At 31.4% G+C, this 26802-nt stretch carries 21 protein-coding genes and 1 pseudogene; 12 read left to right on the forward strand and 10 right to left on the reverse strand.

Annotation, left to right across the window (positions count from 1 at the left end):
- The first annotated feature begins 19 nt into the window (after window positions 1–19).
- The 6 genes and pseudogenes from EV195_RS09505 to EV195_RS09530 all read left to right on the forward strand — a co-directional run bounded on the left by EV195_RS09505 (window position 20) and on the right by EV195_RS09530 (window position 13306).
- Entirely contained in the window at window positions 20–553 is a 534-nt protein-coding gene (locus EV195_RS09505) for an OmpH family outer membrane protein (RefSeq protein WP_132794717.1), read from the forward strand.
- Window positions 554–724: 171 nt separating this feature from the next.
- The gene (locus tag EV195_RS09510; protein WP_132794718.1) at window positions 725–1327 is read left to right on the forward strand and encodes a hypothetical protein; all 603 of its coding nucleotides are present in this window, start codon (window positions 725–727) and stop codon (window positions 1325–1327) included.
- Between the two features lie 56 nt (window positions 1328–1383).
- Complete coding sequence (locus EV195_RS09515) at window positions 1384–6384, forward strand: RHS repeat domain-containing protein (RefSeq protein WP_132794719.1); 5001 nt, start codon at window positions 1384–1386, stop codon at window positions 6382–6384.
- A gap of 3 nt (window positions 6385–6387) precedes the next feature.
- Window positions 6388–10941: an RHS repeat domain-containing protein gene (locus tag EV195_RS09520; protein ID WP_132794720.1), complete on the forward strand. Its 4554-nt coding sequence runs from the start codon at window positions 6388–6390 to the stop codon at window positions 10939–10941.
- Window positions 10916–11476 (forward strand): hypothetical protein, encoded by a 561-nt coding sequence (locus EV195_RS09525; RefSeq protein ID WP_132794721.1) that lies wholly within the window; start codon window positions 10916–10918, stop codon window positions 11474–11476. Before EV195_RS09520 ends, EV195_RS09525 begins: the two co-directional genes overlap by 26 nt.
- A gap of 1272 nt (window positions 11477–12748) precedes the next feature.
- A pseudogene (locus tag EV195_RS09530) lies at window positions 12749–13306 on the forward strand (REP-associated tyrosine transposase).
- Window positions 13307–13516: 210 nt separating this feature from the next.
- Here the strand turns inward: EV195_RS09530 and EV195_RS09535 are convergent.
- Complete coding sequence (locus EV195_RS09535) at window positions 13517–13816, reverse strand: GIY-YIG nuclease family protein (protein WP_132794722.1); 300 nt, start codon at window positions 13814–13816, stop codon at window positions 13517–13519.
- A 598-nt stretch (window positions 13817–14414) separates the two neighbouring features.
- Here EV195_RS09535 and EV195_RS09540 point away from each other — a divergent pair.
- Window positions 14415–14609: a hypothetical protein gene (locus EV195_RS09540; protein WP_132794723.1), complete on the forward strand. Its 195-nt coding sequence runs from the start codon at window positions 14415–14417 to the stop codon at window positions 14607–14609.
- Window positions 14610–14686: 77 nt separating this feature from the next.
- Here EV195_RS09540 and EV195_RS09545 read toward each other — a convergent pair whose 3' ends face one another.
- The 5 genes from EV195_RS09545 to argS all read right to left on the reverse strand — a co-directional run bounded on the left by EV195_RS09545 (window position 14687) and on the right by argS (window position 19868).
- A complete protein-coding gene (locus EV195_RS09545) occupies window positions 14687–15061 on the reverse strand; it encodes a LysM peptidoglycan-binding domain-containing protein (protein ID WP_132794724.1) in 375 nt (124 codons plus the stop codon).
- A gap of 85 nt (window positions 15062–15146) precedes the next feature.
- On the reverse strand, window positions 15147–15746 hold the full coding sequence (locus EV195_RS09550; RefSeq protein ID WP_132794725.1) for a hypothetical protein: 600 nt from the start codon (window positions 15744–15746) through the stop codon (window positions 15147–15149).
- Window positions 15747–15955: 209 nt separating this feature from the next.
- Complete coding sequence (gene lpdA, locus EV195_RS09555) at window positions 15956–17344, reverse strand: dihydrolipoyl dehydrogenase (RefSeq protein ID WP_132794726.1); 1389 nt, start codon at window positions 17342–17344, stop codon at window positions 15956–15958.
- A 39-nt stretch (window positions 17345–17383) separates the two neighbouring features.
- Window positions 17384–17962 (reverse strand): hypothetical protein, encoded by a 579-nt coding sequence (locus tag EV195_RS09560; RefSeq protein ID WP_132794727.1) that lies wholly within the window; start codon window positions 17960–17962, stop codon window positions 17384–17386.
- 127 nt (window positions 17963–18089) lie between these two features.
- A complete protein-coding gene (gene argS / locus EV195_RS09565) occupies window positions 18090–19868 on the reverse strand; it encodes an arginine--tRNA ligase (protein ID WP_132794728.1) in 1779 nt (592 codons plus the stop codon).
- 95 nt (window positions 19869–19963) lie between these two features.
- Here argS and EV195_RS09570 point away from each other — a divergent pair, with 95 nt between their 5' ends.
- Window positions 19964–20464 carry a YkgJ family cysteine cluster protein gene (locus EV195_RS09570; protein WP_132794729.1) on the forward strand — a complete coding sequence of 167 codons (501 nt, stop codon included), beginning with the start codon at window positions 19964–19966 and terminating at the stop codon, window positions 20462–20464.
- Between the two features lie 68 nt (window positions 20465–20532).
- A complete protein-coding gene (locus tag EV195_RS09580) occupies window positions 20533–21372 on the forward strand; it encodes a sterol desaturase family protein (protein WP_132794731.1) in 840 nt (279 codons plus the stop codon).
- Between the two features lie 32 nt (window positions 21373–21404).
- Here the strand turns inward: EV195_RS09580 and EV195_RS09585 are convergent, their stop codons facing one another.
- The 4 genes from EV195_RS09585 to EV195_RS09600 form a co-directional block, all read right to left on the reverse strand.
- On the reverse strand, window positions 21405–21665 hold the full coding sequence (locus EV195_RS09585; protein ID WP_132794732.1) for a hypothetical protein: 261 nt from the start codon (window positions 21663–21665) through the stop codon (window positions 21405–21407).
- A gap of 121 nt (window positions 21666–21786) precedes the next feature.
- The gene (locus EV195_RS09590) at window positions 21787–22749 is read right to left on the reverse strand and encodes a hypothetical protein (protein WP_132794733.1); all 963 of its coding nucleotides are present in this window, start codon (window positions 22747–22749) and stop codon (window positions 21787–21789) included.
- Between the two features lie 86 nt (window positions 22750–22835).
- Window positions 22836–23099, reverse strand: coding sequence for a hypothetical protein (locus EV195_RS09595; RefSeq protein ID WP_132794734.1), 264 nt, complete (start codon window positions 23097–23099; stop codon window positions 22836–22838).
- A gap of 105 nt (window positions 23100–23204) precedes the next feature.
- A complete protein-coding gene (locus EV195_RS09600) occupies window positions 23205–23786 on the reverse strand; it encodes an adenylosuccinate lyase (protein WP_132794735.1) in 582 nt (193 codons plus the stop codon).
- Window positions 23787–23850: 64 nt separating this feature from the next.
- Between EV195_RS09600 and EV195_RS09605 the strand changes: the two genes are divergently transcribed.
- From EV195_RS09605 to EV195_RS09615, 3 genes are all read left to right on the forward strand, one after another.
- A complete protein-coding gene (locus EV195_RS09605; protein WP_132794736.1) occupies window positions 23851–24561 on the forward strand; it encodes a toxin-antitoxin system YwqK family antitoxin in 711 nt (236 codons plus the stop codon).
- Between the two features lie 102 nt (window positions 24562–24663).
- On the forward strand, window positions 24664–25851 hold the full coding sequence (gene mnmA / locus EV195_RS09610) for a tRNA 2-thiouridine(34) synthase MnmA (protein ID WP_132794737.1): 1188 nt from the start codon (window positions 24664–24666) through the stop codon (window positions 25849–25851).
- Between the two features lie 9 nt (window positions 25852–25860).
- Window positions 25861–26793: an NAD(P)H-dependent flavin oxidoreductase gene (locus EV195_RS09615; RefSeq protein ID WP_132794738.1), complete on the forward strand. Its 933-nt coding sequence runs from the start codon at window positions 25861–25863 to the stop codon at window positions 26791–26793.
- The last annotated feature ends 9 nt before the right edge of the window (window positions 26794–26802 follow it).

Here is a 26802-nt window from a genome sequence, read left to right on the forward strand (position 1 = left end):
CATATATAAAATTTAAATCATGAAGAAAATTGCTTTAGTAGTAGCAGTCTTAGCTTTAATAGCATCAATTGCTACATTTTTTTACTCGCAAGAAAAATCAAGCTTAGTTTATGTGGATGTAAATAAATTATTAGAAGGTTACAACAGGACGAAAGTAGTAAGAGCAGAGTTTGAGAAAAAGGCAAAGCTTTTAAGGTCTAACGTAGATAGTTTGGTTACAGATTGGCAAAAAGAATTAAAACTATATGAAAAAGAGCGTTCTAGTTACTCTAAGAAGGAATTAAAGCTGAAACAAGAATTATTGTCTAACAAACAACAACAGATTAATAATTATCAACAAGCTGTTCAGAAACAAATTCAAGAGGAGGATAAAAAATCTACTCAAACGGTTATCAACGATATTAATGATTTCGTAACAGAATACGGAAAGAAAAAGGGTTACAAAATGATTTTTGGTGCTAGTGGAGGTGGAAACATTATGTATGCTGATAAAAGTGCCGATTTAACTGAAAAAGTTTTAGAAGGTTTAAATGCCGAGTTTGAAGGAAAATAGTTGAAATAAACACCATGTTTGACTAAGAAATAATGAATGCAAAACGGAAGTGCTAAGCAAAGCTTTAAGCATGGAGTTTGAAAATGAATGATACAAAGTAATTTCCTGAGTCAAACTTGATTTTTTCGTTTCATTTTTCTCAAAAAAAGAAAAGTAGTTTAATAAAAGGCTATGAAAAATAAGATTTCAATACTAATTTTTAGTATAGTTTTTATGAGTTGTTCGAATACATCTTTCGACAGTAAGGAAAAACTATGGGAGTATCTTAGAGATGTTGATAATGGTTATTTACATCAAAAAAATGTAAATGGCTATGATTTTAGTCTGCTTTACAAACCCACAGATTTATTAGTTACTCAAGAGTTAAATAGTTCTTATACTGAAGAAGATGTTAAGAAGCTTCGAACTAAGTATAAAAACTATATCTACTTCACTTTGTCTATGGCAAAAAACAATAAAGAATTGTTAAGTACAACTCCAAAAAACAGACAAGAGTTTGGCGCTATGGTAAATAACTTAGCTTTTGGTATGGGAGAAAAAGTACATGTATATACAGCAAAAAAAGACACACTAGAACTATTAGATTACGTATATCCAAGAATGTATGGAATGAGTAGATCAACAGATATGTTGTTTGTGTACCCAAGAGATAAAAAGTATTTACAAGACGAATATATAAATATAACAATTGGAGATTTAGGAACCTATACGGGAGAAGTAAAGTTTAAAATACCAACACAAAAAATCAAAAACGAACCAAAAATAAATTTTTAACGTCATTACGAAGGAGGAAACGACTGAAGTAATCTCTTAAAAAGAAATAGTAAATTATGATAAAGAACCTTTTAGAAAAAATTGTAATAATAGGAATACTTATTTTATCAACAAGTAAACTTATTGCTCAAGGTCCAATTGCTCCTGAAGCTGGTACTTTTGAACCATTAGATGCTACTGATATGGTAAATTTGTTAACTGGAGATTTAAGTTATGTTTTGCCTCTTATGGAAGTACCTAGTCCTGAAGGAGGATATCCAATTACCTTAAATTATCACGCAGGAATTTCACTTGATCAAGACGCCTCATGGGTAGGATTAGGATGGAATATCAACCCAGGAGCTATAAATAGAAATATAATTGGAGTGCCTGATGATTGGAATGATGCATTGAATTCATCTATTTCAAGAAGTGTAGGAGGAACTGTTAGAAATACTCAAATTTTTGCAGGAGTAGGATGGGGAGATGATGATAGTAATTCGATAGGACTGCATGCCAATATACAATCACATAAAGCTTTTGGTGGAGAAACCTCTTATGACTACAGTATAGGTATTCAAGCAAATATTGCGGGGCAAAGGTATGGTGCTAGTTACGCAAGTAATGGGTCTTGGGGTATAGATTATAATAGCTTAAGCTATAGTTCGAAATCAGGCTTAGGGTTAAATTTATCATTACCAATAATGGAAAATGAGGTATATGCGGATTTATCTTTATCAGCTAAAGGAGGGTTAGGTATAAGTTTGAGATCTCCAGGAAATGGCTCAGTTAATTTAACAGGAAACGAAGGAGGTAATTCGGGAACAGCTGTAAGTGCTACAAGTAGAGATTATGGAGATATGTTCAGTGTAAATTTGAATTTAGGTTTTTTAAAAATTGGAGCTAAAACTCAAGAGTATGATTATTGGCATTTTGATGAAAAGACATATGGTAGTACTGGGGCTTTATATGTTGGAAAAATGGGACAAACTCTAGATAATAAAATTTTACCTAGATTTCATCAGTTTGATGCTTCTCAAAGTTTAGATGAGTTTAATAGAGTAATAGAAGCTACACAAAATAATTTAACTTATATGTCTTATGACCAGTATAATGTAAATGGGCAAGGGATATCAGGTTCTATTTCTCCCTACTTATTTGATAGCGGTTTTCTCCATTTACCGGCAAGTTACTATATTTTGAGAAAAACAAATCTTTATGGTCAAAACACGGAATTAACACATCAATTTTATGATATTCCAGAATACTACAAGAATTCCATTTCAAAAAGTATAGATAATAGTGAAGGAAGTAGTTCTATTTCTTTTTATTTCAATAATGAATATAGTTCATATGCTAGATTTAAACCTTCAGGCAATAGTTCTTGGACGAATGAAGATAATAACAGAGAGGGGAAAATCATTGAATCAATTCGTATCGAAGGAGAGACCGATGAAAGTGAAGGATTTTATTCAAGAAAGAATAGATTAAAAAGAGGATCATATATAGAAACGTATACAAATAAACAATTACTAGGTAATACGTTTTATAATAGAGGAATCGATCGAACTAAATTAGAAGAAGACGGAATAGGTGCTTTTAAAATTACTAAATCAGACGGAGTAACTTATCATTATGCTATACCAGTATACCAAAAAGAAAAAATTAGTAGAGTTACACAATATGATGAAAATATTAATGATAAGTATACAGAGGAGCAAACTTTAACTCCATACGCTACTCACTGGTTATTAACAGCTATAACTGGTCCTGATTATTTCGATAAAAATAATAACGGATTACTTGATGAAGATGACTATGGATATTGGGTACAGTTCGATTATGGGAAATGGTCTGACGGTTTCGCATGGAGAATACCTAAAAGAGGTTATAATTATGGAGAAGGTTCTAAGAGTTTTTCATGGGGGCTTAAAGAAGTATATTATTTAAATAGTATTAAAACCAGAACTCACACAGCATTATTTGTAAAAGGTAATCGTTTAGATGCTAAATCTACTGCCACAAATCATTATAATTCAACGAGGAACGGATTAAGATATTATGAAGCTCAGTACAATACTTTAGATCAGAATTTACCTAGATATGGAGGTGTCGATGGTAAAACTTATTACCCAGGGGTTTATTCTACTATAGCTCCTGAAGATCTAGCAGAGTATTGGACAACATATAGTATTATTAATATAAAAAATGGAATGTATGCCCAAAGTTTTTCTCAAGAATCTTTGAAGCTTAAGAAGATTATTTTGTTAAAAAATGAGGATATACCGACTAGTTTGACTACTCATTCTGATGGGAAACTTGCTTCAAAATTAGTTTCTGATATTTTCTTTACTGAAAGAACAATTATCGTAAACGACGGACCAGGTTCTGATGATTGGAATTCTGGTTGGATGGATTATGTAGATTCTAAACATTACGGTGAATATTATCATAAATTGTATGATGAACATGACTCATATTTTAACATAGAAGAAAAGGCTATAAAAATTATTGATTTTGACTATGATTATTCTCTTGCAAAAGGATATGATAACACAGGAAGATTAACTTTAAAAAATGTCAATGTAAGAGGTAAGGGAGGAGCTAAAACAATTCCTCCTTACACATTTAATTATGAACAAAATAATATTCCATATCAAAATAATGACAATCAAAACTCTTGGGGGCACTATAAAAACTCTCCTTCTATTTGGAGTTTGAATAAAATTACGACTCCAGTAGGAGCACAAATCAATGTCGAATATGAAAGTGATGATTATTCCAGTGAGGCGGCATTAAAAAGAATTTTCTTTGATAAAAATTTGGAGATAAAATTTGACGAGAATGGTAATGGTGAAAAGTTAGTCAAGTTTAGAAATGCAGTTGATAATGATGCACGTCAGAATATTGTTTTTTCTGATTATTTTAAATTAGGAAAAAGTGAATATCTAGATTTTATTTATTGGCAAAATGATTATATTGTAGACATTGCTGCAGAATGTGAAGTAACTAATGTAGTTAATAATGAAGTTGTATTCAAATTACCAAATTTAAATACAAAAACAGATGTTAGGAAAGATTATACTTGTAGTGAGAAGTCATGGGTCTTTATAAAAAATTACCAGGGAGCTATAGATAGAACATTAAACTGGAAAGAAGAGCTTAATGTAAATCAATGTGATAGTAGGGGGGAAAGAATTAAAATAAGATTGTCATCTTCTTTACAAAGAGAGAATGTTAAAGGAGGTGGAGTAAGAGTTAAGAAGATTGATATAAATGGTAAATATCCAACACAGTATTTTTACAGTAAAAACAATCTTTATGAAAGTACGGATAGTAATTATAAGTCTTCAGGAGTTACAAGTTTCGCGCCGTCTAAACAATTTAAAGAAATCCCATTCAAAGAGCATGTTTCTTCACCTATTGTAATGTATGAAAATGTAGCGGTTTTAAAAGATGATGGTACTATTAAAAAGTATAAATTTAATGTATTAAAGCCTTTTACAATTCAAGGCAACAATTATAAACTAGGGAATTTCTTAGAGGTAACGAAGAGTAATCCAATTATGCAAGATATTCCTAGACATTACATTAATGATTATAGATTTTATAGCGGTTATACCATAAATAAGCAAAATTTTGAAGTAAAGTCAAATTTTGGTTCGTTAGGAGCATTGATTTCCAGTCAAATAACTAATAATAAAGGACAATTACTTAGCAAAACGGAGAACAAATTTAAAAGTCTTACCGATAGCGATATAGGTGTAATTCAGGAGAATTTTTCTAATGTAGAGGAAATACTAGGGTATTATAATAGTAATACTGGAGTAGCTATTAATATTGGGAATACTACAAAATTAAGTTATCCAAGTGTAATTGAAAGTACTTCCCAAACTTCTGGTGGTTTAACAACTACAATGATGTATGATAAATTTGATTTAACTACTGGTGAACCATTAGAAACTATTGTATATGATAGTGAAGGGCGCAAAATAAAGACTGAAAGAGTACCTGCAAATTATGGCTATAGAGAAATGGGATCCAAAGTGGAGGATTATAACTATAAGAACATGCTGTCTCAAAATGCCGCAGAATATGTTTCTGTCTATAAAAATGGGTTTTGGAAACCTTTCGCTGCAAATGTCATCACGTGGAAAAATAATTGGGATTACTCTTTTATTGATGGAAGTGTAACAAATAATAATGACACATGGAGAAAGCATAAAGCCTATATTTGGAATGGAGAAATTGATCAAAACGGAACCTATTTAAACTTTAATACTTTTCAATTCTCAGATACAGCAATGAATGAAAATTGGCTGGAGATTAGTGAAGTTAAAAGATATAATCAATTTTCGCAACCATTAGAGGTTAAGGATATTAATAATAATTACGTTTCTAAGAAATTAGGAGACAATTATACAAAAGTAATTACTAAAGCAAATGCGGCTTATGATGATATGTATTATTCCGGAGCAGAATATCAATATGGTAATTATTTTGATTCTAGAATTTCATCTAATGGGGTTAAATATGTTGGTGAAAAAGAAGCTCATACGGGTGACTATGTAGTAGAGGTCTATCCACAGTCTGGTTTTAACATTCAAGTCCCAGCTAGAAATGGACGTAATACATCATTAAAGCAACGTTTTAAAGTTTCAGTATGGGTTAAAAAAGGAGGAGAAAATAGTGTTTTAATTTATTTAAATAATAACCAAAGAATACCTTTTAAAACTGAAGAAAATGTTTTTGCCGGTGACTGGGTGTTATTAAATGGATATATCAATATTGATGAATTAGGAGCAAGTGTTGGTATTGTATCGACCGAACCTGTTGTATTGGATGATTTTAGATTATATCCAGCCATATCTTCAATGACAAGTTATGTGTATAATAAATGGGATGAGGTTACTCATATCATTGGAGCGAATGGATTAGCTACTCATTATATTTATGATGAATCTGGTAGGTTAATTGAAACTCAAACAGAGTTAGCTGACAAAGTTCCAGGAGATGGTTCAGGCGGTTTTAAAAGAACAAGCACTAATTCATATAATTATAAAAGAAACAACCAATAAGAAATGAAAAAGAAAATTTTAAGTATACTAGGATTCTTTATTTTAGGTATGAATATCTTGGGTGCTCAAACAATTATAACTCAAGAAGGAGGAAATTGTACTGCAACGGTGTCATACAATGGTCAACCAGTTTCGTTAATGGTAGATGTTACAAGTCAGGCTCATAGTTTATATTTTACCGTACAAACTGATTGTCTTTTCTTAAAAGCAACAAGTGCTAACAACCCTAATTGGATAATGCTACCTTCAAACATAGGAAATAATTTTACAATTGGAGTTCAAGAAAATCAAACCCCAAACCTAAGATATGATGTTATTCGTATTGTAGATCGAGATGATAATTTAATTGTAAACTTTAAAATAGAGCAATCTGGAAATCCTGCCTATATAGCATATTATCAAGATTCTGATAGTGATGGTTTTGGAGATTTTAATGCGGAACCAGTATTTGCTATCTCCCAGCCTGCTGGTTTAGTAAATAATAATTATGATTTTTGTCCTAATGAACCAAGTTCAACAAATAATGGTTGTATTGATGCTTCAGGGGATGTATTTATAAATTGGACGAAATCACATATTTATGATAGAGAAGGGAAATTAGTAGGTGCTTCTAAAGGATATTTTGATGATTTAGGCAAGGCTACTCAAGCTCAATCTTATGACATAAAAAAGAAACGCATCTGGGCAACAGAAACACGTTATGATAGTCAAGGAAGACCTGTTTTGAGTACGTTAGGTGCTCCAATTACAAATGAAGTAACTGAAGTTTCTTTTGGGTATAATAGTAATTTTATTAAGAAATCCGATGGTTCTGACTTTACTCCTTCGGACTATGAAATTACTGATACAGACCCACCTGTACTAGGAACTGAGAACCTAACCTTGGGAAGGTACTATAGTGCTGCCAATACAGATGAAAAATTACGTGATATAACCGATCGTCCTTATTCAATATCTAGTTATAGTGATTTGTATCCAGGAACATTAAAAGATGCTAAGGGAGGAAATAAGATTAACGGAGAATGGAAGAAAGGTTATAGTTTCACAATGTCTGCTGCTCAAGAACCGTATTATGTATTAGGATATGATCATTTTGAAACTAACCCAGAAATAGCAAGTACTTATGAAAATATTAGTTCAATAGTAAATGATAATACAAAGCAAATAGTTTGGTTGAAAGCTTCAAAATCGGTTTCTCAAAGTGTTGAAGGAGTTGAGGTAGTTGCTTTTACAGATGTAGACGGAAAGGCTATTGGAGCAGCTCGTTCTGGAGGAGCTAAACAATATGAAGTGCTATCTCTTATTGGAGAACAAAAGTTTATGGATATTCATATTCCAATTGGTTGTGAAAATACAGCAAGTTTACTAACAAGTGTTTCTGATTATAGAATATTTGATTTAAAAACAGAAGAAATTGTTACTGCGGCTGAATTACAAAATGCGGGTTTTTACAGGATAGAATATATCGGTGCAAAAGCATTTACCAAAGTGTCTAATTTATCTTACATAGATAAACAATCAGGAACTATCCAACCTGTAGAAAGCGATGCAGTAGGAGTTCGCTATAAAGTAAATTATTATGATTTTAGCTTAAATGAATATGATGCCGTTGGTCGTTTAACAAAATCATTACAACCTTTAGGGTTTAATGATGCTTGCTTAGATAATTTATCTGCAACAGTGAATCATAATGAAAATTTAAAATCTACTTTTACCTATAATACATTAGGTCAGTTAGTGTCAACAACGAGTCCAGATGAAGGAACAGCTAATTTTAAGTACCGTAAAGATGGTCAAATTCGTTTTTCTCAAAATTCAAAACAATCTCAACCTTCTGTTGGGGAATTTTCATATACCAATTATGATGAGTTAGGTCGTCCTTTTGAAAGTGGTATTTGTATAGGTGATTTTACAAGTTTAAATCCTGATGGCGATAATAATTTTACGGGTACAAGAAAAGAACAGCATTTTACGAAATATGATTTTTTATCAGATAATAGTGAATTAACAATTATTAAAGACAAGGATGATTCTAGTAAAGAACCTTATGCTAGTCCTTCATTTTTATCGGGAAATGTTGCTAAGACCTATAATTTAGATAACGAAGGAAATGAAATATCTGCCACTTATTATAGTTATGATGTATATGGAAGAGTACAATGGATAGTACAAAAAATTCAAGGTGCCGTAGATGCAAAATTGGTTACTATAGATTATGAATACGACCCAACAACAAGTCAAGTAACTAAAGTAATCTTTCAAAAAAACGTACCTAGTGAATTGTTTGTGCACAGATATTCGTACCATGTTGATACCAATGAGTTGATAAAAGTAGAAACATCTACAGATAATACTTCATTTATAACTCATGCAGCGTATGAGTATTATGAAAGTGGAGCGTTAAAAAGAACTACCTTGGCAGAAGGTATTCAGGATATTGATTATGTCTATAATTTTAACGGACAGTTAAAAGCAATAAACCACCCGAGTTTAGCTACTGACCCAGAAATCAATCCGAATGGGACGGATTTATTTGGGATGTCTTTAGATTATTATACAAATGATTATCGTAGAGATGCTAAATTTATTGAGTTTAGCGCAGGACAAGATCAGTATAATGGAAACATTAAAAGTATGACTTGGAATACCGATGTATTGCAAAACGGTCAATCGAGTCCTTTGCAATATAGCTATGAATATGATAAGAACAATTGGTTAACCGCTGCTACTTTCGCGAGTACCAATAATAATTTACCAAGTTCTTTAGTATTGAACCAAGCTATAACTATTTCGGAACATAAAAAAGCGGCAAATAGTATTGTGTTGCAACCTGGTTTTTCAGCGACAGCAACGAGTAGCTTAACATTTAAAGCAGAGGTAACAGGTTCTTCTACCGAATTTGGAGTAAACGATTACAATGTTTCTAACATTACCTATGATGCCAATGGTAATATTGAAAGTTTACATCGTAATAAGAATACAGAGAACGGTACTAACCGAATGGATGAATTGTCATATACTTATAAACAAGATAAGCCGAATCAGTTAGATCATGTTACAGATGCTGCAGGTAATGTAGGAGTTCAAGATATAGGCTCTCAGAATCCTGAAAATTATAAATATAACAAGATAGGACAATTAATAGAAGATTTTGAAAATGTACCTTTAGCAGAAAAACAAGCTTATGAAAACAACCCATCTCAAATTCCAAGTAATCTGATTCGTTACGTATATAATGTATCTGGATTAGTTACTGAAATTAAAAAAGGTCAAAACTTACTAGTTGAATTTGTATATAACGATAAAAACTTTAGAACTAAAAAAATTAGTTACCAAGAAGATGGTGAAACACCACAACAAATAACTGACTATATTAGAGATGCTGCTGGTAGTGTAATGGCAATATATGAAAATGGTGATTTAAAAGAATTACCTATTTATGGAGCAAGCAGATTAGGAGTTTATAATAAAACAACCAATACCAGCGTTTATCAATTAACAGACCATTTAGGAAATGTACGTGCAGTAATTGCAAAACAAGGTACAAATGCAATTGCACTAACTAGTACTACTGATTATTACCCATTTGGAATGCCAATGCCAGGGAGAATAACTCAAGATGGTGAAGTTTATCGCTACGGTTACCAAGGGCAAGAAGTTGATCAAGAGACTGGAAAACCTGCCTTTCAATTACGTTTATGGGATGCTCGAATTGGTAGGTGGCTCAGTCCAGATCCTTATAATCAGTTTTGGTCACCTTATTTAGGTATGGGAAATAATCCTACAAACAAGATTGATCCAGATGGCGGTTTTACTGATTATATTTGGACAGATAGTGAAGGAAATGAACATATAACCCATGTTAACGATGGAATTAATCAAGTAGTCAGAATTGATGGAGCATTAGGTTTTTTAGCTTTAGGTTTATCTAAAAGTGGTATTGAAGACCCAATAAATAAAAGGTTGAATAAAGCTTTGATGGAATTAGGTACAAAAATTAGCAGTACATCCTTTTCATTCAATCAATCAGATATTGAATCTGCATTTAATTATTTTAAAAGAAATATTGCTTTAACATGGGAAAAGAAAGATGAAGAAGATGATTGTTTAACATCAGTTTGTAGAGCCACAAGTAAAATCTTTAAAGGTAAAAAATTAAGATTATATAAGGCCAAGGACATTGATTTACCTGGAAATAAGCCGCATAAAAATAATATGAATAAAACAATGCAGCATTTAATTAATATTGGATTAGCTTCGAGTTCTCAGATAGAAGTTTTTGATGAAGGAGAAGGATATGGTGATATGGCAGGGAGTTTAGTTTACAGAACTGTACCTAATAGTATTTCGATATGGGGTTTAGCGTTGACAAATGCTTACCATAGTGCTATGGTTTTTGTTGATACAACTGGTGACCATCTAAAGATACACTTGGTAGATCAATTTCATATAAAAACATTTAACTCTGAAAGTGAATTTAATAAAGAAATTAATAATCACTGGGTTCATAAATATAAACAAGAAAGAATAAATGGGTTTACTCAATATCAACATTAATTTTATAAAATTATTTAGCGTATTTTTTTTATTTATAATGTTTTCATGTAAAGAAAAAAACGAAACTGAAGATCAAGCGGATGAAATAAAAATAAAAGAAAAATTAAAAACAGTTAAAACAAAAGAAAAGGACTTTTTTCTACAGATAGAAGACTCTATTAAAAAACGTGTTAAAAATATTAGGTTAATTGATATTTTTAATCATAAAAAGCAGAGTTTTAAAAGAAATAAAGGGGGAGCTTTAAGTTATTTTGAAGATAAATTTAAGCTTGATATAAATAAGAATATTTTATCAAGTAGAGAAGCCGTTTTTTTATTTGAGGATAATAATAAGGTGTACATCAGAGAGTTTTTATTTTTTGAAGAGAAGAAGCTTCTAAAATTAAAATTAGAATTTGACGAAAAATTTGATGATTTTGGTCCAATTATTAAAGCTCCTTATTTTAGTTTTTCAAGAAATAAGACTCTCTATATAGTATATGTTGAGGCTGAATTTAACAGAGAAAAACTATCTTTTTTTAGATTTTTGCTTTAAACTCTGCCCCCCCAGCTGGCGCGCGAATGATTGATGGCTAGCGCTCGAATCCCCCCGCTCGCGCTCGAATGAATAAAAGAAAAGGCTAGTGCTCGATTGTATCGAGTACCGTACGAGTTTAGCAAAATAATATATAGAGCTACCTTAATATAAATAATTGAGGTAGTTTTTTGTTTTAGGGTTAAAATGTTGAGATTTTTTCATTACGTACGCAATGACGTTCCGTTTCCGTCATTACGAGGAGGAATCGACGAAGTAATCTTTCTATTCTGAGTTCTACATGTTGAGATTGCTTCACTGCGTTCGCAATGACGTTCAGTTACGGTCATTGCGAGGAATGAAATGCCGAAGTAATCTCCCCCGCTCACGCCCGAATGAATAAAAAGTATTGGCTAGTGCTCGATTGTATCGAGTACCGTACTACCCCGCTCGCGCTCGAATAAATAAAAGAAATGGATAGAACTCGATTATATCGAGTACTGTACCAGTTTGTCAAAACAATATAAAGAACTACCTTAACATAAATAATTGAGGTAGTTTTTTGTTTTAAGTAAGAAACATTAAGATTGCTGCACTACGTTAGTAATGACGTTTTGTTCTCGTCATTACGAGGTATGTACCAAACTTGGTTTGGTAACTAGCCGAAGTAATCTCATTTTCGATTTACAGATTGCTTCATTCCACTGCGTTTCATTCACCCGCTCGCGCTCGAATAAATAAACGTAGCGGTTAGTGCCCCCCGCTGGCGCCAGAATAAATAAAAGTTGCGGCTAGTGCTCGACTCTGTCGAGTACCGTATATGTCAAGCAAAAAAACATAAGTAAACTACCTTAATATACATAATTGAGGTAGTTTTCTGTTTTAAATAAGAAACATTAAGATTGCTTACCCGCTCGCGCTCGAATGAATAAAAGAAATGGCTAGTGCTCGATTGTATCGAGTACTGTACCAGTTTGTCAAAACAATATAAAGAACTACCTTAATATAAATAATTGAGGTAGTTTTTTGTTTTAGGGTTAAAATGTTGAGATTTTTTCATTACGTTCCCCCCGCTCGCGCTCGAACGAATAAAAGAAACGGCTAGTGCTCGATTGTATCGAGTACCGTACCAGCTGAGCAAAGTAAAATAATAATAAATAGGAGCTACCTTAATATTAATAATTGAGGTAGTTTTTATGTTGATAGTAGAAATAATATCACTCGACGGGAGTCGAGCGAGAGCTCTTAGTTTAGCATTACTATTTATATAATTTTTATATATTTAGCAAAGCTATGAGTAGAAAATATAAATTTCACAACAAATCGGGGTTATATTTCGTTAGTTTCGCTACAGTTTATTGGATAGATGTATTTACAAGACAATTATATTTTAATGTATTAGTAAACAGCATAAATTATTGTAGAAAAGAAAAAGGTATGGAATTATACTGTTATTGTTTTATGCCAAGTCATATCCATTTAATATTTCGTTCTTTAAATGACAAGCCAATGGAATTATTAAGAGATTTTAAACGGTATACTTCTAAGTTACTTGTTAATGAAATAACTAATAATCCTCAAGAAAGTAGAAAAGAGTGGTTATTATGGATGTTTAAAAGGGCAGGAAATAAAAAGAGTAACGTTAAGAAATATCAATTTTGGCAACACAATAATCAACCGATAGAATTGTGGAGTGAAAAAGTTATTAAACAAAAGATAGACTAAATACATACTAACCCTGTTAAAAGTGGTTTTGTAACAAACCCTGAAGATTGGAAGTATAGTAGTGCGAGAAATTTTCAAGATGATGATACAGTTTTAGAAATAGATAAGATAGGGTTTATGAATTAGAGTTTATAATATCACCCGAAAGGATTCGGGCGCTAGCGATGAGACAACCAGATTGCTTCATTCCACTTCGTTTCATTTGCAATGACGAGTGTATTTCTTCATGATTTTAGCTTTCGTCATTACGAGGAATGAAATGACGAAGTAATCTTTCTATTCTGAGTTCGGAATGTTAAGATTGCTTCATTTCACTTAGTTTCATTCGCAATGACGTTAGTTTATATTGAAAACCCAATCAACAGCAAGATCAAGCCAATCTGGATTTAAAGTATTAATTAATTGTTCTTTTCTTTTTCTGTTACCAGCTTTTAATTGCTTTTCTCTAATTATAGCTTCTTTTATAGAATTATATTCTTCAAAATATACTAGTTTTTCACAATTGTATTTTGATGTAAAGCCTTTTCTAGTTTTAGTTTTGTGTTCATAAACCCTTTTCTTTAGGTTTGTAGTTACCCCAATATAAATAACTGAGTTATTTTTATTGGTAATAAAATATACATAGCTCTTTTTCATTAATCTAAATTAATAAATTTTCCCGTCATTACGAGGAATGAAATGACGAAGTAATCTTTCTATAGTGAGTTTGAAACATTAAGATTTCTCAATGACGTTGAGTTTCCGTCATTACGAGGAATGTACCAAACTTGGTTTGGTAACTCGACGAAGTAATCTCACTATCGATTTACAGATTGCTTCATTCCACTGCGTTTCATTCGCAATGACTTAATAAAAAAACCGAAACTAGCATGTTTCGGTTTTCTGGTTTTGTAACCTTTTCTTTTGTAATTCATAGCAATCTCCCCCTCAATTTACTTAAAATAGTAAATGATAATTGCATAATAGTAGTTTTTCTGTTAAATAAAAGTTAACAAGAATGATGCCGAAAATCTATTTTTATTAAATAATAGCTGTTAAAAATATCAATTTAATTATAATCAATTGATTTTCTTTTTTTTAATGTATTGTTTAAAGCTGTGTTTTTTTAATGTTTATTATTTAACAATTTAAAAATGAAAAATTACAATCATTTTAGGTGTTTTTAAATGGTATTATTATATTTAAGTTGTATTTATTGAAATATACCAAATAAAAAATCTAAAAATTTATTATTATGTTAAAAAACATTCAAAATTTAGGAAAGTCCCTTAGTAAAAAAGAGCAAAAACAAGTTAGCGGTGGCTGGGGAACAGTTTACTGTAACTCAAACAGAGATTGTTGGGATGCATATCCATTTTTAGGTCCTGGAGACGTTTCTTGTAGAGATAGCGTTTATGGCTGGGGCCAAAGAGTTTGCATCTTCAATTAATGGATAGTCCTCAAAAGTAAAAACCTCGCAATTTGCGAGGTTTCTTTATATAGTAGTAGATGTTTTAAACTTAGTATTTAAAGATTTGGAATAACCAATTCTTGTCCTGGATGAATTAAATCTGCAGATTTTAAAATGTTTGTATTCGCTTCAAAAATCTGTTTGTACTTCATAGCATCACCATAATAATGCTTGGCGATTTTTCCAAGTGTTTCCCCACTTTTCACAGTATGATTAGCATATACTGAGGTATCTGCAACTTTAATATCAGCTACAATATCACTCGGGTTTTCTCCACCAACCTTTTTAATTTCATCCCATAAAAGGTTTTTTTCATACTGATTTTTAGCAGTTCCCGAAACATGTAAAACGCCATTTTCTTCTTTTACATCTCCATTTTGGATTTCTAATTGTTCTCCTAAGTTTAAAACACTTTGATATTTTGCTTTCATTTTATTAAATTTTATTTCACTTAAATATATAAAAAAACCTCGCAATTTACGAGGTTTTGGTGTAGTAAGTTTTAATTTCTATAATTTAAAATCTATACGATAAAGAAAGCTGGGCAGGACTGTTTCCAAAACCAAAGTTATATCCTGAAATATCTCCATTTGTCACAACAGTATTATTGGTTTCAGTAAAGTCTCCAGTACGATAACTGAATCTTGGTAATAACTCTACACCAAAAGCCAAATTATCGTTAAATACGTAATTAACGCCAATTACGCCTGCTACAGAAGGTGTATATACAGTGCTTTCTCGTTCAAAAGAATCAGTAGCTGTAGAATTAGAACTTTTTAAATGCGTGTAGCTAAATGCTACATCAAAACCATATCTAAATTCAAGATTTTTGGTAATGGCTTTACGAAATTCTTTACCTATACTAATCTGAGCACCAATATTACTTTGATCATTTCCAGTTACGTTATCGTCATTTTCTGTTTCAAAACTATTAATGTTTAATGCTAACACATTAAAACGCCATAAATTTTTAGATGTTCCAGTCTTGTAAGTGAATCCAAATGAATTTAATGAAGAAAAGTTGATTCCAACTTCTTGTCTTTTTTCTTCTTCTTGAGCAAATGCTGTGGTAATTGTAGCACCTAATAGCAATAGACTTAATAAAGTTTTTTTCATAATTTCTGGTTTTTAAATTTATTTTATGATTAAGCCTAGAATGGAGCAAGAATAGTACCAAAGAATTCTTTTTTTGAGCTATTGTTTAAGTTTAACAAATTATTATAGTAGAAGTTTTTTTATGCATTTATAAACTAGTTAAATACATGAAAAAAAAGTCATCAAATTTAATTGATGACTTTTAAATATTTTATTGAAATTTATTTCTATTATAAGTGTATTACTTCATCGTATGCATCAGCGACAGCTTCCATAACAGCTTCACTCATTGTTGGGTGAGGGTGAATTGCTTTTAATACTTCATGACCTGTAGTTTCTAATTTTCTACCTAAAACAGCTTCTGCAATCATATCAGTAACTCCAGCACCAATCATATGGCAACCTAACCATTCACCATATTTAGCATCAAAAATTACTTTCACAAATCCTTCAGGAGTTCCAGCAGCTTTTGCTTTACCAGATGCAGAGAACGGGAATTTACCAACTTTAATATCGTAACCAGCTTCTTTTGCTTTTTCCTCTGTTAATCCAACTGAAGCAATTTCTGGAGTTGCATATGTACAACCAGGAATATTTCCATAGTCAATAGATTCTGTATGTAAACCAGCGATTTTTTCAACACAAGTAATTCCTTCAGCAGAAGCAACGTGTGCTAACGCAGGACCAGGAGTTACATCTCCAATAGCATAATATCCAGGAATATTTGTTTGATACCAATCGTTTACTAAAATCTTATCTCTATCTGTTACAATTCCAACATCTTCTAATCCGATATTTTCAATATTGGTTTTAATTCCAACTGCAGATAAAACGATGTCTGCTTCTAAAACTTCTTCTCCTTTTTTAGTTTTAACAGTTGCTTTTACTCCCTCTCCAGAAGTATCAACAGACTCTACAGAAGAATTTGTCATTACTTTAATTCCTGCTTTCTTAAAAGAACGTTCCATTTGTTTAGAAACATCAATATCTTCAACAGGAACAATGTTTGGCATATATTCTACAATAGTAACTTCTGTTCCCATTGAATTGTAAAAGTGTGCAAACTCAACTCCAATTGCACCAGAACCTACAACAATCATAGATTTTGGTTGAGAAGGTAAGCTCATAGCTTCACGATAACCAATTACTTTTTTCCCATCTTGTGGTAAGTTAGGTAATTCACGAGAACGTGCTCCAGTAGCAATGATTATATGATCCGCTGAATACTCAGTTACAGTTCCATCTTCAGCAGTAACATCAACTTTTTTTCCAGTTTTTACTTTTCCAAAACCATCTATTATATCAATTTTATTTTTCTTCATTAAAAACTGAACACCTTTACTCATTCCTTCAGCAACACCACGACTTCTCTTGATTACCGCTTCAAAGTCTTTATCAATAGCTTCGGCTTTTAAACCGTACTCATCAACATGCTTTAAATAATCATATACCTGAGCAGATTTTAATAAAGCTTTTGTTGGGATACATCCCCAGTTTAAGCAAATACCACCTAAACTTTCTTTCTCAATTACTGCTGTTTTAAAACCTAGTTGAGAAGCTCTAATAGCTGTAACATAACCTCCAGGTCCCGAACCGATTACAATGATGTCGTATTTCATATTTTATATTTTATCTATTAGTTGTTTATTTTTATATTCTTATGGATTAAAAACAATGTCTTTTATACCTGATTTTTTAGTGAAAAAGCTAAGTATATTATGAATTGTAAAATGTATTATGATTAAAGCTGCTATAGCTATTAAAGGCACTCCAAAGACTTTATAAGGTAAATGATATGTCCACGTGCCCAAGTTAATTGCTATCATTTCACCAAAAGCTGGAAATAATGCTACAATTATTAATGTTATGTATAGTTTAATATTATCAGATAACTCAGGTAATTCTTTGTAAATCTGCATTTTGATTTGGTAAGTGGTTATAAAAGCACCTCCCCAAGCAAAAAATAACCAAGCAGGAACTTGTCTACTAATATCATGGTATTCCCAATATTTATAAGATGTACCAATATATTCAAAGAATAAACCTACAGCTCCCGTTACTATAAAACCAATTAAAAACATAATGCTAAAAGTATCAGCTTTATAATTTCTATGAAAAGTATGAATTAACTTTAAGAAAATTAATAACGCAATTATCAAATCGTATTTATGTAAAAAGCCTATTAACAATCCAGCAATAATTAATTTGACGGTATTTTTAAATAATATTTTTTGCACTAGTTATTTTAATTTTTCATTGTCATTACGATAAGCGAAATAAAATGTAGCGAAGAAGTAATCTGTTTATCTGAAAAGGAAAGATTGCTTCTTTCGTACCTCAATCGCAATGACTTACATTTAATTACTACATTCTCTCAGGAACATTAATTCCTAATAAACTAAATGCTGATTTAATTGTATCCGCTACTTTCTTAGATAATTGAACTCTAAATACTTTTTTAGCATCATCCTCTTCACCTAAAATTGACACGTTTTGATAAAATGAGTTGAATTCTTTTACCAAATCATAAGTGTAATTAGCAACTAATGCAGGTGAGTAATTTGCCGCAGCTTGCTGAATTACTTCAGGATACAATTCTAACTGCTTAATCAATTCTTTTTCTTTGATATGTAAAGACACTTCGACTCCGCTTAGTGTCCTAGTATAATCAAAATCAGCTTTTCTTAAAATTGACTGAATTCTTGCATACGTATACTGAACAAAAGGTCCTGTATTACCTTGAAAGTCTACAGAAGCTTGAGGGTCGAATAAAATTCTCTTTTTAGGATCTACCTTTAAAATGAAATATTTTAACGCTCCCAATCCAATGATTTTGTACAAGGATTCTTTTTCTTCGTTAGAATAACCTTCAAGTTTTCCTAATTCTTGAGAAATATCACGCGCTGTATTGGTCATTTCATCCATTAAATCATCAGCATCTACCACTGTTCCTTCACGTGATTTCATTTTACCAGATGGTAAATCTACCATCCCATAGCTTAAGTGATATAATTGATCTGCCCAGCTATAACCTAACTTTTTTAAGATTAAGAATAAAACTTTAAAGTGATAATCTTGCTCGTTACCAACGGTATAAACCATTCCGTTTAAATCTGAAAAATCTTTAGCACGTTGTATGGCAGTTCCTATATCTTGCGTCATATAAACAGCTGTTCCGTCTGAACGTAATACTAATTTCTCATCTAATCCGTCTTCTGTTAAATCACACCAAACAGAACCGTCTTCTTTTTTAAAGAAAACACCATTTTCTAAACCTTGTTCAATAATATCTTTTCCTAATAAATAAGTATCACTTTCGTAATACAATTTATCGAAGTCAACTCCAATATTTTTATAGGTTACATCAAATCCTTCATACACCCATCCATTCATCATTTTCCATAGATCAACAGTTTCTGAGTCTCCAGATTCCCATTTACGTAACATTTCTTGAGCTTCAACAAAAATTGGAGCTTGCTTTTTAGCGTCATCTTCAGAAATTCCTTGATTTACTAAATAAGCAATTTCTTTCTTATATTCTTGATCGAATTTTACGTAATAGTTACCAACTAATTTATCTCCTTTTAATCCAGTAGATTCTGGAGTTTCTCCATTTCCAAATCGTTTCCAAGCCAACATCGACTTACAAATATGGATTCCACGGTCGTTGATAATTTGAGTTTTGTATACCTTATGTCCGGCAGCTTTTAAAATTTCTGAAACAGAATATCCTAACAACACATTTCTAACATGTCCTAAGTGTAAAGGCTTGTTTGTGTTAGGTGATGAATATTCAACCATTCTAGCATCAGCGTCAGAACTTACAAAGCCATAAGTTTCGTTTTTAGAAATGTCATTAAAGAAATTGACGTAAAAACTATCATCAATAACTAAGTTTAAAAACCCTTTAACTACGTTGAATTTAGAAACTTCTTGAATGTTTTCAACTAAGTAATTTCCTAAATCTTCACCAATTTGTACTGGATTCCCTTTTTTGTATCGAAGTAATGGAAAAATTACCACGGTAATATCTCCTTCAAAATCTTTTCGTGTTGCTTGAAATTCTACAGACGGGATTTCAGTATCGTATAATTTTTTAAATCCTTCTTTAACGTTCGCTTCTAATAACGATTGTATGCTCATCAGTTGACCTATTTCATTTAAATCGAGTAGCAAAATTACATAATTTTATTGGTTTATGTGGTCGATTTCAATTCATATTCCCGTAGCTTTGCAATATGGATAAAGACCTTGAAAATCTTAAAGAACTGTCGCAAGAAAAGCTTGCCGAAAACAAGAAATATTTTCAAAAATTAAAAAAGCGTACACCGAAACGCCTTGATTTAGTTATGCAAGAGTTGCATGATGAAGAATTTGAGCGTACTGATTGCTTGAATTGTGGGAATTGTTGCAAAACAACTAGTCCGATGTTTTCTTACAAAGACATAGAGCGTATTGCAAAGCATTTAAAAATGAAAGTACCAGATTTTGTTGCTCAATATTTACGTATAGATGAAGATGATTTTCACGTGTTACAAACTTCACCTTGTCCGTTTTTAGATTTGAATGATAACACCTGTTTTATTTATGATGTACGTCCAAAAGCTTGTGCAGAATATCCACATACAAACAGAAAAAAGTTCATTCAATTAACAAACTTAACTATTAAAAACACAGAAATCTGTCCGGCTACTTATAGAATTGTAGAGGAATTAAAGAAGAAATTACCAATCTCTTAGTTTTATTAACGTATTTATATCAAAAAACGGCTGTTTTTTAGTAAACTTGTTATGTAAATAAACATAGCATGGAAGTAATAAAAGCATATTTTGAAAATATGCCAACTGTACATAGAAGTATGTTGTTGGTTGGTGGAATTTCATTTTTTTGGTTATTAGAGAGCGGAGTTCCGTTGTTTAAATTTGGATATAATAAGTGGAAACATGCTTGGCCAAATTTATTTTTTACAGGAACCACAGTAATTATCAATTTCGCATTGGCCTTTTTATTACTACAAACTTCTTATTGGGTAGAAGAAAATCAATTCGGATTGATCAATTGGTTACCAGAAATGCCTCTATGGGCTTATATTATTTTGGGAGTTTTATTCTTAGATTTTTTCGGAGCCTATTTAGCACATTTGGTGGAGCATAAGTTTATTCCATTATGGATGGTTCATTTAGTGCATCATACAGATCATAAAGTAGATACAACAACAGCAAACCGACATCATCCTATTGAAAGTGTAATTCGTTTTGCCTTTACGTTGTTAGGTGTATTTTTGGTGGGAACACCATTTTATATTATCATGTTATATCAATCTTTATCATTGGTGTTTACTCAGTTCAATCATGCGAATTTAAAAATGCCTAGAAAATTAGATAAGATATTGAGTTATGTGATTGTTTCTCCAGATATGCACAAAGTACATCATCATAACCTATTACCATATACCGATTCTAATTTTGGAAATATTTTTTCTATTTGGGATCGTTTGTTAGGAACTTATATGGAATTAGACAGAGATAAAATAGTGTATGGAGTAGATACATTTCCTGATGAAGTAAAAAATTCTAGTTTAACAGAACTCTTGAAACAACCCTTTCAAGGATATCGAAAGCCTACCAATTTAGATGAGTTAAAATAAAAAGAGCGAGCTTTTAAGCTCGCTTTTCATTTTTAGAGTTTAAAACAGATATAACGTCTATCGGTTAAACTTAAATTGGTTTCAGATTTAAAGTATTGTATGTGGTTGTAAGAGGCAGTACCAGATGAATAACACATCCATTGCCAATTTGGTAAGGCTGGACCTTCTGGATTTAACGGTTCCAAAGGTGTTGTATCTATTAGACTTCCATGTGATCCACCTCCTCGGATTTTCTTTTGATTGTTTGATGAAATTACTTCCACTCCCTTTACGTTTAAAATGCTTTTTTTCATTATTTGATTTTTTAATTAATATTGGTTGCAAGATATAATGAGATGAAAGCTAAAGCGCAAGGTGTTTTCCTTAATAAGTATTGGAGAAATCTCCAGTTTTTATGGAGTTAAAAAAGAGAACTTATAGGTTTATTAACTCCGTTCTAATTTTGGCTTTTTTCTTTTTTCCAATCGATTGTAGTTCTTGAGTAAGATGTAAATAATCTTCAATAGGTAAATCAAGGTCAATACTTACTAGATAATGAGAATTTGGTTTGATAGAATTTAATTTTTTGAAGTCTTGTTTTGATTTCATGGTTATGATATCAGGATTGAATTTTGCTAAATAGTCTTTTCTAGAAATATCATGTGGTGCAGGAGGTGGACCATTTTTTAGAAGTTTTTCTTTAAATAAATCAACTCTTATGTTGTAATAATGAAAGAGTCTGTTTGGAAAATCATAATGAGAAAAAACTTTTATTTTTCGAAGGTTTATGACATTCAAATAAACATAAATTTTAGATAAATCTAGAACTGTTATAGCCTTTCCTAAAATTAAATAGGGCTCATAATAATTTGTTGAGTTACCACCAAAACAGTTTCTTACTATGAGAAAAGCAGGTAAATCTTCAGTGGTAGTTACTTTACCATTTAATATTAATTTTAATTCATCACTTTTATTTTTGAATGCTAGAAAAATACTAGAATTAATATTTAAACTATCAGAATGTATGGTTTTTTTGGATTTAATATTTATTAAGTCAAATTTTGTGTGAACCCTTTCTGATGAATCTAAAGAACTAAACCTTTTGTAATATTTAGCATTCTTATATATTAGTAATGAATCCTTTGAATTATATTTCAAATAATCAACCTTAACATTTCCTTCAAAATAAATTATAATGCTATCTTTTTTTAATTCATAGCTTCCAGTATATGGAAGTCCATATCCGTTATCTATTGTAATTGAGTCGTTTTTAAAAGAAAGTTCTCCGTTTCCAGTTCCATCAAAAAACCACCAAACTCCTTCCAAATCTTTTTTTGAAACTTCCTGAGAACATGAAATTAAGATTAAAGCAAATAATAAGAAGAGCAATTTTTTCATTTTCGTAATTTTATCAGAAATATACAAAAACACCATAAAAAAAGCGAACCAAATAGTTCGCTTAAAAAAACTTATAGTTATGAAACTTAAAATTCAGAATAATAACTAGAACGATAACATTTAATATTGTCTCCATTTGACTCATCAATACTTGAGTAATGAGAAAAATACAATGTTGGTCCAATATGTGTAAAATAGCATTCGTATTTTTTATTAGGGTCTCCAACATCTGTTTTACCTGGTGTCAAACTAGTAGCCGAAGTTGCTAAATTACGACCACCTTCAATTTCAATTTGCTCAAACTTTGTTAATTGCTTAACTCCTTTTAAATTTAAAATGTCTTTTTTCATTATTGATATATTTTATGGTTAACACCTTAAAGATATATTCAAGAGAGAGTGGAAGTAGTTATGATTTTCTGAAAAGCTGTTAAGAGTTTCTGATTGGTGGAATTTTTAAGATAATCTATGTTTTTCAAGTAACTCTAGTACTTTTTTTCCTCTTGCTGTACAGCCTTTACCTTCATGAATTACTTTAGTTCTAATAATATGTTCTAATTCAGTATGTACCCAATCTCGATATTTTCCAAATAAAAATAAACTTGTCATTGTATATGCTTTAACGGCTATTTTTTTATCAGTTAACAACCAATCAAAGCCAACTTCAATAATTTGATTAATATGGTTGTCAATAAGAAATTGCTTTGTTTTATTATCTTCTTTGTTAGAATAAGCATGTGCTAAATGTTCACAAATTTTAGCGCTAGTTCTAACTGCTCCGTCTAAATATAAGTTTGGTAAACCGTTAGTAAAAGTCGTTAAATAAGGTAAAATATAATCAATACTATAATGAGTACAAATCCATTCTAAAATCCATGCAGCTTTAATTGATAGTTTATCGTCTACTCTAAAAGTTAAATCTACTAGATGTTTAAACAATTCGGGTTGCTCTAACACAATAATTGCTGCTTTATTTCGATTTATCTTTTTAGGATTTTCTATACTCTGTAAAACAGAAATTAAAAAATCAATACTCATATTGGTATGGTTTATGTACTTTTACATTTATAATTATTAAATATACGGACAAAAGAAAAAAAGAATGGTAAAAGTTAACTTGTTAATTATCTTAAGTTTCGTAGTAAGCTCATTCATTGCATTTAGCCAAAAAACTAATCAGTTGGATGCTAATGGAAAACGCGATGGAATTTGGCGTAAGTTTTATGATAATGGAGACATTAGGTATGAAGGAGAGTTTCAAAATGGAAAAGAAATAGGCACATTTACTTTTTACAACCAGGGTTCTTCATATCCATCAATAGTGAAAATTTTCTCGAAAAAATCTGATACAGCTACTGTAAAATTTTTCAATAAAAGTAGAGTAAAAACTACTGGTAAAATGGTTGGAAAAAAAAGGGTAGGTAAATGGATTTATTATTTTGAAGATGGTAAACGTGTTTTTTCAGAAGAAAACTATAAAGATGGACTTTTGAATGGTGTTGTAAAAAATTTCTACGATAATGGTAATGTTACTGAAGAAACTCATTATAAAGAAGGAAAAAAACATGGTTCTTCTAAAATTTACACTGAAAATGGAGTGTTAATTGAAGATGTAAATTATGTAGATGGTAAGTTGAATGGTTTAGCAAAGTATTTCGATATTAAAGGTGTTATTAAAGAAAAAGGAATCTATGCAGATGGTGCTAGAGCAGGGAAGTGGGAGTATTACATCGATGGCGAAGTTTCTGAAAAAGGAAGACCGAGAAAGAACATGCTAAAAAATGATGAAAAACCTGAAGAAGAGGAAGAGTAATCTAAAAATCTACCGATAACTTTATTCTATAAGCTTATCAATATTACCCATATAAAAAAACAGATTCTTATTCGTAAATTTGCACCCTAAATTTGGCAATATATGAAAAGAGTAGTAGTTGGACTTTCAGGCGGAGTAGATAGTAGTGTTACTGCTTACTTATTACAAGAGCAAGGGTATGAAGTCATTGGGTTATTCATGAAAAATTGGCATGATGATTCTGTTACCATTTCTGATGAATGTCCATGGCTTGAAGACAGTAATGATGCTATGATTGTTGCTGAAAAACTTGGAATTCCTTTTCAAACGGTTGATTTAAGTGAACAATACAAAGAGCGTATTGTAGATTACATGTTTGATGAATATGAAAAAGGAAGAACACCTAATCCAGATGTTTTATGTAATAGAGAAATTAAGTTTGATGTATTTATGGATATTGCATTGAGCTTAGGAGCTGATTATGTTGCAACGGGTCATTATTGTAGAAAAGAAGAGGAAATAATTGATGGAAAACCTGTTTATAAATTATTGGCAGGAAAGGATGGGAATAAAGATCAGTCTTATTTCTTATGTCAGTTATCGCAAGAACAATTATCAAAAGCCTTATTTCCAATTGGAGAGTTAACCAAACCTGAGGTTAGAGAAATTGCTAAAGAAGCGGATTTAATTACAGCTGAAAAGAAAGACTCACAAGGGTTATGTTTTATTGGAAAAGTAAGATTACCAGATTTTCTTCAACAAAAATTACAACCTAAAGAAGGTGTAATTGTACAGGTTCCAAGTTCTTTTGAGGCTTATAACAAACCATTACCAAGATTTGAAAATAAGCAAGCTGAATTGACATACAAATCAAAGAAGTTTGAATATTTAGTTTCTGACGGGAAAGTTGTAGGAAAGCATCAAGGAGCGCATTATTTTACGAAAGGACAACGTAAAGGTTTAGCTGTTGGCGGAACCAAAGAACCACTTTTTGTAATTGAAACAGATGTAGATGAAAATGTAATTTTTACAGGAGAAGGTAAAGATCATAAAGGTTTGTATAGAAACGTATTGTTTGTTTCTAATGAGGAATTGCACTGGGTTCGAGAAGATTTAGCATTACAAACAGATGAAATTATGGAGGTTGAGGCTAGAATACGCTACCGTCAACCTTTAGAAAAAGCAACATTATATAAGGTTGAGAATGGTTTGTTTGTTGAGTTTGAAAATCCACAATCAGCTATTCAAGAAGGACAATTTGTTGCTTGGTATCGTAAGGAAGAACTTTTAGGTTCGGGCGTTATTTCGTAGTTTCGCTATATGCAAAACAAGATTACACAACTTTTTAATATACAATATCCAATTATTCAAGGTGGAATGATTTGGGTATCAGGATGGAAACTAGCTTCAGCGGTTTCTAATGCTGGAGGTTTAGGTTTAATTGGTGCAGGATCTATGTATCCTGAGGTGTTACGAGAGCACATCCAGAAATGTAAAAAAGCAACTGATAAACCTTTTGGGGTTAACGTACCAATGTTGTATCCAGATATTGAAAAAATCATGGATATAATTGTAGAAGAAGGGGTGAAAATCGTTTTTACTTCAGCGGGGAATCCAAAAACATGGACTTCCTTTCTTAAGGAAAAAGGAATTACGGTGGTTCATGTTGTTAGCTCTGTGAAATTTGCATTAAAAGCAGAAGCAGCTGGAGTTGACGCTGTAGTTTGCGAAGGTTTTGAAGCTGGAGGTCATAACGGTAGAGAAGAAACAACAACCTTTACGTTAATTCCAATGGTGAAAGAACAGGTTAAAATCCCTGTAATATCTGCTGGAGGAATAGGATCGGGGAGAGGAATGTTAGCTGCTATGGTTTTGGGTGCGGATGGTGTTCAAATTGGTAGTAGATTTGCAGCTACTGTAGAATCTTCTGCACACGACCATTTTAAAGATACAATTGTAAAGGTTAAAGATGGAGATACCTATGTAACATTAAAAGAGTTAGCTCCAGTTCGTTTGGTACGAAATAAGTTTTTTAATGATGTACAAGAGTTATATCAAAAAGGACCTAGTGTTGAAGAACTAAAAGCTTTATTAGGTAGAGCAAGAGCGAAACGCGGAATGTTTGAAGGAGATTTAGAAGAAGGCGAATTAGAAATTGGTCAAATTGCAGGATTAATTCATGAAATAAAACCTGCTAAACAAGTTTTAGACGAAATTATAACAGAATACCTAGAGGTAAAAAATAACTTATAAAAAAAGAGC

The organism is Tenacibaculum skagerrakense (assembly GCF_004345825.1).
In the GTDB taxonomy this organism is placed as follows: Bacteria; Bacteroidota; Bacteroidia; order Flavobacteriales; family Flavobacteriaceae; genus Polaribacter; species Polaribacter skagerrakensis.